Genomic DNA, 5,450 nt, shown 5'->3' on the forward strand with positions numbered 1-5,450 from the left:
CATTTCTGATTCTCCGTCGTCCAGGTGACTATACATGAAGTTGCTTAATACCAAATATTACCTATTGATATTGTAAATATTTTAACTATATAAAATTTGCGAGTAAATTCGTTGATTGGCAAGACACATAGCTTATGGCAGTAGTAAAATCTACTTTAAGTTAGACAAAAATTACCTGAGACTTAGGGGAATTAAATTACTTACGGCTGAGAAATATCATAGATGCTGAATGCTAATATTCAGTATTTCCCGGAGATTGCTATTCCGGGTTAGGATGATGACTAGCGATGCCTTAATTTAGATATCGATATTGAGTTGTTGAAATTTTATGGGCTATAGTCCACCAGATGGCAGTATCAACTTCCTCTGATCTGGCGAGGAAGTCTCCCAGCGCGGGGGAGACTTAGGAGATATAATCATGCTTACACAAGATATTCGTGATTTGCTGACTGATACTACCGATTTAAACCAGTTAAAATGGGATTTAAATCGCTTGCAACCTGTAGATGTCGGAGACTACATTACACAATTGCCTGAACAACAACGGGCGATCGCATTTCGTTTACTCAACAAAGCTCAGGCAATTGATGTATTTGAATATCTGCCTACAGAGGTGCAAGAAGAACTAATTAATTCTCTACATGATGTCCAGGTAGTGCAACTTGTAGAAGCGATGAGTCCCGACGAACGAGCAGAATTGTTTGATGAACTACCTGCTGGGGTAATCAAACGGCTATTACAAGAACTGAGTCCAGAACAAAGGCAAGCAACAGCAACGATTCTCGGCTATCCAGAAGGCACGGCTGGGCGGGTGATGACAACCGAATATGTCCGATTACGCCAAGGATTGACTGTAGGTGAAGCCCTGAGCAAAATCCGCCGTCAGGATGAAGACAAGGAGTCGATTTACTACGCCTACGTTACAGATGACAACCGAACGCTGGTGAGAGTAGTTTCACTACGTCAATTGCTGTTTACCTTTCCCGATGTTTTCATCAAAGATATTGCTAGCGATCGCGTCATCAAAGTTAGAACTGAAACCCCCCAAGAAGAAGTGGCGCGAATCATGCAGCGCTACGACTTAATTGCTATCCCCGTGGTTGATCGAGAAGACCGATTGGTAGGCATCGTCACCATTGATGATGTCATGGATATTTTGCAAGAGGAAGCCACAGAAGATATCCAAAAATTGGCGGGTGTCAGTGGTGATGAAGCAGCTTTATCCTCTCCCTTGCTCACCATCCGCAACCGCTTACCTTGGCTATTGGGCATCATGGCACTATATATTGGTGCAGCCAGTGCGATCGCGCCTTTTCAATCTGTAATTGCCGCAGTGCCAGTTTTAGCAGTCATCATGCCGATTTTTTCTAACACTGGTGGTACTGTTGGGATTCAATCATTAACGGTGACAATCCGTGGCTTGGGAGTGGGCGAGGTAACACCCAAAGATACCTTGAAAATTCTTCGCAAGGAACTTCTAGCTGGTTTAGGTACAGCCCTAGCTTTAGCCACAACGATGATCCTGCTTTCCTTAATTTGGGCGCGACCCCAAGAACGATGGGTGGCTTTAATTGCCGGAATGGTAATGGCAACTAATACAATTGTGGCTGTTACACTCGGCACTTTGCTGCCAATGGCTTTGACACGGCTGAAGCTTGACCCTGCTTTAGTTAGTGGCCCGTTAGTGACTACAATGCTAGATACAATTGGGTTTTTAACGTTCCTTAGCCTAATTTCTCTAGCTTTAAACGTTTTCCATTTACCAACTTGAAAGGGAATGGGGCATTAAGCACTTGTACTACCCTTCCCTGCGGAACGCTGCGCGAACGACTACGCTCAGGAACCGCGACTTGCCTTGAGCGACTTGTACTGAGCCTGTCCTGACTTGTACTGAGCTTGTGTTATACTGTTTTATAGCAAATTGATTTTATTCTAAGATGTTAAAGGTTGTTAAAGTCAGATTATATCCAGATGTCCAACAACAACAATTGCTAGCCCAAGCTTGAATCAAGGCAAGAATTAAAGTTGCTAGAGTTCACAGAAAAATAACTAACTGCCGTGAAGATTTTATACACAAGCTATCTCGTAGGATAGTTAACGAAAACCAAGTTATAGTGCTTGAAAATCTCAACGTTAAAGGCATGATGCAGAATCATAAATTGGCAAAATCTATTCACCAAGTTGGCTGGGGAATGTTTTGCACCATGCTGAAATACAAGGCAGAAATGGAAGGGAAGGTTTATCTAGAAGTTGATAGATTTTTCCCTAGTTCAAAAACCTGTCATGTCTGTCTTAATCAAGTTGGTAGTTTACTACTAGATATAAGAAATTGGACTTGTGAAAAGTGCCAAACTAAGCATGATAGAGATATCAACGCAAGCATCAACCTCAGAGATGAGGGACTACGGATACTTCGACTGCGCTCAGTACAAGTTTTTAACCTGAGCGAAGCCGAAGGTTTGACCTCTGGAACGGGGGATAAAGCCTGTCGCCCAGATGTAAGTCGGAGTAAGGGAGGACGCAAGAAATCCACTACTGCGCTTTCTGTTGGACAGGAAGCCTACGGTATACGCGTTGGCGAAGCCTCTCGTAGAGAAGCGTCACCGTAGGTAGTTCACTTATTCATAGCCGATGATAATAAAACTGAGGTATTCAGACTTTATACTAATTTAAGCTCATGCTACGCCAAATCTCTTTGGGAACACTCGGTTTAACTATCGGCAGCATATTAACCATCATGGGTTTCGTCGCTTATGGTGCTAATAATGCCACAATAAATCTTGTCGGATTTTTTTACGGAATTCCTCTATTGTTGGGAGGATTGGCATTGAAAGCTAATGAACTCAAGCCAGTACCCTTTACCCAAACTACGTCACCGTCAGCATTGATATTGCGCCAACAGCAAGCAACTGATACTCAAAATAAAATTCGCAAAGACATCACCCGATATTGTTACGGTCAAGATGCTCATCTAGATACAACACTTTCTTTTCTGGGTTTGAGTCCCTCGGACCAGGAACGACCAACAGTAACAGGTTTGCGAGAAACAGAAGTCAATGGCAACTATGCCCTAATTTTAGAATTTGATTCACCGCTAATACCAATTGATGTCTGGCAAAAAAAGCAGGAAAAAATGACCAACTATTTTGGCCCTGGATTGGAGGTTCAAATAACGCAGCCATCTGAAAATAAAATTGAGCTAGCACTAATCAATACTCAAAAAGAGTCACTAGTCAGTAGTCAATAGTCAATAACAAAAATTATCGTTATATCATGTCCGCTTGATTACTTATTAAACCCGAATTACCCCAAAGAGCCAAAGCTGCGCTTTGTCTTCCCTCCCCAAAGCATCGCGGAGGGGATTAAGGGGAGCATGGTTCAGTACTGGCTAGCGGTGGTGCCAACCGTGGTTCTCTATACAACTTAGGAGCAACAGGTGGGGCTGCATCTACTCCGATTACCACTTTGCAGTATCCCATTTTTAACCTAGCGACTGATAGCAATGGTAGCCTCTGGGCAACTACGGGTGGTGGCCCCTTACTACAACTTGATGCTCAAACGGGTAATATTGTCAAGCAGTACGGAGATAGTATTACTCAAGCTTTAGCAATTCAAGCGGTCACCGGATTAATCTACGTTTCTTCTGGCAAGGGCATTGAAATCTTCAATCCTATCAATGAAACTTTTACTCATTACAGCGATTTGCGTGTAGATAGTTTAGCATTTAACGCTGATGGTAAACTCTGGGCAACTACTTGGCCATATCGCGGTGATATTGTCCGCTTTAACGATAAAGGTCAGGCAGAAAAGATACTTGAATTTGATTCCCCTGTAGATTCTATCGCTTTTGGTAAAGCTGGTAGTCGGTTGGCAGGATTGTTGTTTGTTTCCAACAACAATGGTGACTTGCAAATGGTTGATTTGGCCACCTTACAACACGTGTAGGTAGCGTCTGGTGGTAGCCGAGGTGAAAATATCACAACTACAGATGATGGTCGCGTTTTACTTTCACAGTCCCATCAAATAGATATATTCAACCCTGTGATTGCACCCAAGGTGGCAGCGACTAACCCGGCACCGAATGCGATTGTAGCTCTGCCCCAAGGTACAATTAGTGTCACCTTTGACCAAGATATGGTGGAAAGGATTGGTGACTTGTTTCAAAACCAACAAGGGTTAGATGCACACTTCTAGGACGTTGGGATGAGGGTTATACCGACACGCAGTGCTGATTGTCACGGATTTACCTCCTGAAGTGGCGGATGCTTATTGGTACTCAATGCGTTCTTGGATTGAGTGTATGTTTAAGGATGGTAAACGCGGTGGTTTGGCATGGCATCAAACTAAAATGATTCACCCCAAACGGGCCCAAAGACATTGGTTGGCTTACGCAATCGCTATTTTATGGCAAGTCAGTGTTGGTGGTGAGCCAGTGCGTTGGGCGGGCAATGCCGACTTGAAGCAACTGGCGAACCCGAAGGGTGCCGTTGATGCCAATCTGCCCATCAGTAGTGTGGATGAGTTACCCCCCAATCATATTGCCAGACGCAATTTGAAATACAGGGAGAAAAACCGTTGGCTCTCGTGTTTTCGACGCGGCTATTTAGTTATTAAAGCCGCATTTCTCAATCATTTGACATTACCGCTGGGTGGTTTTTTTCCTCAACCCTGGCCTACATTTACTCCAGAACTCAGTGTTCCCAAAATCACCTTCTCTTCTGCCTAATTTTTAAACACCTACCCTTGAAAGCATCTCCCTCATCCCCCTCATTTCCCTCATCTTTTCTCGTTTAAAGATGACTGTGTTCTACAACTTCCCCAACCCTATAGGAGCGAGGGTTTGCCATGTACCCGAAAAGATACTTTCAGATGCTAAGGAAATTCGTAGCAAATCTTCTTTCAGTAGTGGCGGCCAATCAACCCCGGCTTTACGCCCTGCGGCAAATAGCTGTTGCGCCTTAATGCTTAACTGGTAAAGGGTCAAAGCCAGCTCTCGGTCTAGGCTCTTTGCATCTTTGAGGGCTTCAAACACCACTTTCAATGCCAACAAAATCGAGGTGATCTGACCAGGTACGGGTGGTTTCCCGTGTTTCATACGCGTCAACAGCGCATCTGGGTTTTCCTCGGTTGTGATTGTCTGATCTATGAGGAGTTTCCGAGCTGTTTCGTAATTCATGTGGCCAGTTTAGCGTACATTTTGCTTCAGCAGGAATACCTATTAAACAATTCGCAATTCGCAATTCGCAATTCGCAATACTTCGGCTACGCTCAGTACAAGTTCGCAATTACGTTTTGTGTAAGCGTTGCGTTAGCGATAGCGCAGCGTTAGCGATAGCGCAGCGTTAGCGATAGCGCAGCGTTAGCGATAGCGCAGCGTTAGCGATAGCGCAGCGTTAGCGATAGCGCAGCGTTAGCGATAGCGCAGCGTTAGCGATAGCGCAGCGTTAGCG

8 protein-coding genes are annotated in these 5,450 nt (G+C 44.3%); 7 read left to right on the forward strand and 1 reads right to left on the reverse strand.

Annotation, left to right across the window (positions count from 1 at the left end):
• Positions 1 to 418: 418 nt before the first annotated feature.
• From mgtE to LC574_RS23865, 7 genes are all read left to right on the forward strand, one after another.
• Entirely contained in the window at positions 419 to 1,771 is a 1,353-nt protein-coding gene (mgtE, locus tag LC574_RS23840; RefSeq protein ID WP_229456040.1) for a magnesium transporter, read from the forward strand.
• 166 nt (positions 1,772 to 1,937) lie between these two features.
• Positions 1,938 to 2,006 carry a helix-turn-helix domain-containing protein gene (locus LC574_RS39210; RefSeq protein WP_368736729.1) on the forward strand — a complete coding sequence of 23 codons (69 nt, stop codon included), beginning with the start codon at positions 1,938 to 1,940 and terminating at the stop codon, positions 2,004 to 2,006.
• A gap of 12 nt (positions 2,007 to 2,018) precedes the next feature.
• Positions 2,019 to 2,609, forward strand: coding sequence for an RNA-guided endonuclease TnpB family protein (locus tag LC574_RS23845; RefSeq protein ID WP_368736730.1), 591 nt, complete (start codon positions 2,019 to 2,021; stop codon positions 2,607 to 2,609).
• Between the two features lie 68 nt (positions 2,610 to 2,677).
• A complete protein-coding gene (locus tag LC574_RS23850) occupies positions 2,678 to 3,247 on the forward strand; it encodes a DUF2854 domain-containing protein (protein ID WP_229456041.1) in 570 nt (189 codons plus the stop codon).
• Positions 3,248 to 3,465: 218 nt separating this feature from the next.
• A complete protein-coding gene (locus tag LC574_RS23855) occupies positions 3,466 to 3,945 on the forward strand; it encodes a hypothetical protein (RefSeq protein WP_229456042.1) in 480 nt (159 codons plus the stop codon).
• A gap of 111 nt (positions 3,946 to 4,056) precedes the next feature.
• A complete protein-coding gene (locus LC574_RS23860; protein WP_229456043.1) occupies positions 4,057 to 4,194 on the forward strand; it encodes a hypothetical protein in 138 nt (45 codons plus the stop codon).
• A gap of 31 nt (positions 4,195 to 4,225) precedes the next feature.
• Complete coding sequence (locus LC574_RS23865; protein ID WP_229456044.1) at positions 4,226 to 4,726, forward strand: hypothetical protein; 501 nt, start codon at positions 4,226 to 4,228, stop codon at positions 4,724 to 4,726.
• An 81-nt stretch (positions 4,727 to 4,807) separates the two neighbouring features.
• On the opposite strand, the gene LC574_RS23870 is transcribed toward LC574_RS23865, so the two are convergent.
• Positions 4,808 to 5,176: a Dethiobiotin synthetase gene (locus LC574_RS23870; RefSeq protein ID WP_229456045.1), complete on the reverse strand. Its 369-nt coding sequence runs from the start codon at positions 5,174 to 5,176 to the stop codon at positions 4,808 to 4,810.
• Positions 5,177 to 5,450: the final 274 nt, after the last annotated feature.

This window comes from Nostoc sp. CHAB 5715, from assembly GCF_020829685.1.
GTDB lineage: Bacteria > Cyanobacteriota > Cyanobacteriia > Cyanobacteriales > Nostocaceae > Nostoc.